Consider the following 3,750-nt stretch of genomic DNA (forward strand, 5'->3'; position numbering starts at 1 on the left):
GGAAATCCTCTATCTCATGGGACTTTCCGCAGGTTTGCAGGCCGCGCTTCACGATAAGGCATCAGGCGGAATGGTCGGTGTTGATATGGGGATTCCCGCGCAGGTTATTCGGGCTACAGAATGCTTAGACACGAACGTTTACTGGGGGCTTCCAGGGGCCATCCGAGGCGCAATTTACGCTTCAATCCCAGCCACAGCGCCTCAAGGCTTTGACCCTTGGCAGCTTTTGGAAGAGTCTGCAGCCATCGGTGATGCCGGTGGAGTTCGCATGGCACGGGCACTTTACATCCGAGTAGCCAGTTCTGCTGGAAAATCTGAAAAAAATCCAGAATTGATCGGGCAGGCGGTCGTCTCACAGGCGGCTGTTTCAGCACCGGATAATGGTGGATTATTGGATGCCTATGCCACTGTTATGGTACGACATTTCTCAGATTTGATTTGGATGGATGGCAAAGGCCATCGAACACCAGCAGGGATGCTGGGATCGTTCTGGGAAGAGGACGCCGAAGAAGACGGCGACTCGGATGATCTGCTCGACGGTTTGGAATAGTATCGAGGGGTTGGGGTCACCCGGGGATAACATCTTAGGAGTAAATATGTTTCGTCGTAGTCTCATTTTGGTTTTGACAGCAGGTATGATGCTTGCTTCGACACAGGCATTGGCAGGCGAGAAGCGTACACTTTGCGTTTTCGACCCCAGCGGTGCCAACGGTGATATCTATCAGATCATGAAAGATTATCGCACCGCTGCGGTAGCTTGGGGCATTGATTTTAAGCTTCGCCCCTACACAGACGAAAAAACTGTTAGCGATGACTTCAAAGCGGAAAAGTGTGACGCAGCTGTTTTGACGGGAACGCGTGTTCGCCGTTTTCAAAAGTTCTCAGGAACGGTTGAAGCGATGGGTGCTCTTCCAACTTATCCCCACTTGAAAAAAGTGGTGAAGATGCTCGCCAATCCCAAAGCCGGCAAGCTGATGAAGAAGGATGACTACGAAGTTGCCGCTATCTTTCCAGCTGGCGCAGTATTTCTCTTCGTAAATGACAAGGGAATCAATTCGGTTGAAAAACTCGCGGGCAAGCGCTTAGCGGTTCTTGAACACGACAAAGCATCGAAGACGATGGCGTCTCAAGTTGGAGCCTCTATGGTTTCAGCTGACCTCGGTACATTCGCGGGTATGTTCAATAATAAGAACGTTGCGATGTGCTACGCACCGGCGCTTGCGTATGAAGCGCTTGAATTGCAAAAGGGCATGGGCACCAAAGGCGGGGTTTTGAAGTACCCTCTCGCCATGGTTACTTTCCAAGTGCTAACCCGTGCCAGCAAGTTTACGCCTGAATACGGTAATGCTTCTCGTAAGTGGGCAGCGAGTAACTTTGATAAGTTTCAGGCGTTGAATCAGATGGCAGAATCCAAGATTCCAAAATCTTCATGGATTTCCGTATCTGATGCCGACAAAGCTCGTTACGACAGCATGTTTCAGCAGACACGTATTCGTTTACGTGACGGCGAAAAAGTATACGACAAAACGATGTTGAAGCTGCTTCGCCGTACCCGTTGTAAAATGGACGGTACCCGCTCTGAGTGCACTACCCTTCTAGAATAAGAGAGTCATTTAAGTGTCCGATTCTTCCAAAAATTCGTCGGGATTGGTGCGGTTTATATCCACCATCCCGATTCTCGTTCTCTTACTGACGGTTATTGCTTTTGGCACAGGGGAAAAGAGTCACTCTCGGCTTTTGGCCATTGGTGATTCTGTCTGGCCTGGCTATTTCAAGATGCGGGTCGATCCCGTGCAGCCCTCTTGTAACCCGGACACAGCGGGGGAGGTTCAAGAAGCACCTGCTGCAGCTGAGGAAGAGGACGATGCACTCGATGATCTCGATGACCTTTTCGGTGAAGAAGACGAAGTCTCAGAAGAGGACAAGGCAGCCTCGCGGTTAAAGGCAAAGCAAGACTGCCTGAAACTGCATGCGGACTACAAAGAGGCTGTGGATAGTATTACCACCGGCGTGAGAGTCTATCGCTCCGTGGAGACCAGTGTCGCAGCAGTTATCCATACCGTCGATCACTACTCTAAGCACATTCTGATATTGATGCTTTTGATTGCGGGGCTTGTCGCTACGATGCGCCGGGAGCACATTGCGTTGAGACCTGCAAAGTCGGTGCTGGATCACCGAATTTCATCGGGCTCTCAATTTATAGCTCATGTCATGCTCACGTACTCCGCCTATTCATTTTGGCAGATCGATGTGGCTGCAGGTCACTTGGAAGACCAGCCGATGCACATTATGTGGATGCTCGGCTTCTTTGCGATGGCGGCTCAGACGCTTATTCATACGCTTCGTCCTCCTGAAGATGCAGAAGAGAATGGGACCATCGGTCATGCGCTCTTAACCATTCCACTCTTCACCACCATGGCATTGGTCAGCGGTTACTACTTTTTGTTCAGTGAAGGGCACCCGGCAGGCCTGTCTATTTATCTGGGCAAATTGGCTGAGCACCGGATGCTCTATCTGGCAGTCGGGCTTTATGTTTGGGTGGGTATGCTTTTAAAGCAAACACGCTTGGCAACCCTTGCCTTTGATGTTCTTCGCCCTTGGAAATTAACGCCAGAGCTCATGGCTTTTGTGGTGGTTGCGTTTTCGGCTATCCCAACTGCTTACAGCGGCGCATCGGGTATCTTCGTCATCGCAGCGGGTGCTGTCATTTATGACGAGCTTAGAAGAGCCGGTGCACGCAAGCAGCTCGCGTTGGCCGCGACAGCTATGTCGGGCAGCATTGGTGTGGTTTTAAGGCCTTGCCTCTTGGTGGTGATTGTAGCGTCACTCAACAAGCAAGTGACGACAGACGAACTCTTCGGCTGGGGCTGGAAGATTTACGTTCTTACCGCGCTCTTGTTCTTGGTTGTTTCTTTGGTCTCTAGGCAAGGTCCATTGGAGATGGCACCGCCGTCGGAAGCTATTCCCGGAAGTTTGAGAAAGCTTAAGCCACTGGCTCCCTATGCATTCATTGGTTTTGTGATTTGGGCATTCTATCACTTTGTTCTTTCAACGCCGGTTAATGAGCATACAGCAAGTGTCATTTTGCCCGTGGTTCTTTTAGTCTTGTTGGCTTACGACAAATACAGTCGACGCAAAGAGGGTGAAGACTCACCTGGCTTTCGTGTCATGTGTGTGAAGGCTACCAGCGAAACAAGTGGACACATTGGTGCCCTCTTGATGTTGATGTCACTTTCGATTTGCTTGGGTGGTATCGTAGAGCGTTCAGAAATTATGAACCTCTTCCCGCAAAGCTTCGGTACTCCCATGGCTACCATGGGCCTCTTGGTGGTGGCTCTGGTCATCATCGGTATGACCATGGACCCATACGGCGCTGTTATTTTGGTTACAGCATCCATCGCGGATGTTGCATACCGCAATGGTATCGACCCAGTACACTTCTGGATGGTCGTCATCGTAGCCTTTGAACTGGGATACTTAACCCCGCCCGTTGCTCTGAACCACTTGCTCACCAGGCAGGTCATTGGGGAAGAGGAATACAAGGATATGGTTCCCGAAGGAGCCGGCTTTTGGTTGCGTCATGAGCGCATCCTTTTGCCAATGGTGGTCTTGGCCATTACCTTGGTACTCGTGGCATTCGTACCGTTTTATATTTAAGTCTTGGTCGTAAAACTTTGATACCATCTAGAGGCCTCATGGGATGGAGGGCATCATGGAGCGACTCGAACTTCTGATCGAAGGCAAGGTACA

At 50.6% G+C, this 3,750-nt stretch carries 3 protein-coding genes; all 3 read left to right on the top strand.

The window, feature by feature from the left end; translation table 11 throughout:
• Positions 1-550 (top strand): hypothetical protein (locus HOK28_04090; GenBank protein MBT6432246.1); only part of this gene is annotated, 550 nt, incomplete at its 5' end.
• 46 nt (positions 551-596) lie between these two features.
• Entirely contained in the window at positions 597-1,604 is a 1,008-nt protein-coding gene (locus tag HOK28_04095) for a hypothetical protein (GenBank protein ID MBT6432247.1), read from the top strand.
• Between the two features lie 13 nt (positions 1,605-1,617).
• Entirely contained in the window at positions 1,618-3,657 is a 2,040-nt protein-coding gene (locus HOK28_04100; GenBank protein MBT6432248.1) for a TRAP transporter large permease subunit, read from the top strand.
• The last annotated feature ends 93 nt before the right edge of the window (positions 3,658-3,750 follow it).

Source organism: Deltaproteobacteria bacterium (genome assembly GCA_018668695.1).
GTDB lineage: Bacteria > Myxococcota > XYA12-FULL-58-9 > XYA12-FULL-58-9 > JABJBS01 > JABJBS01.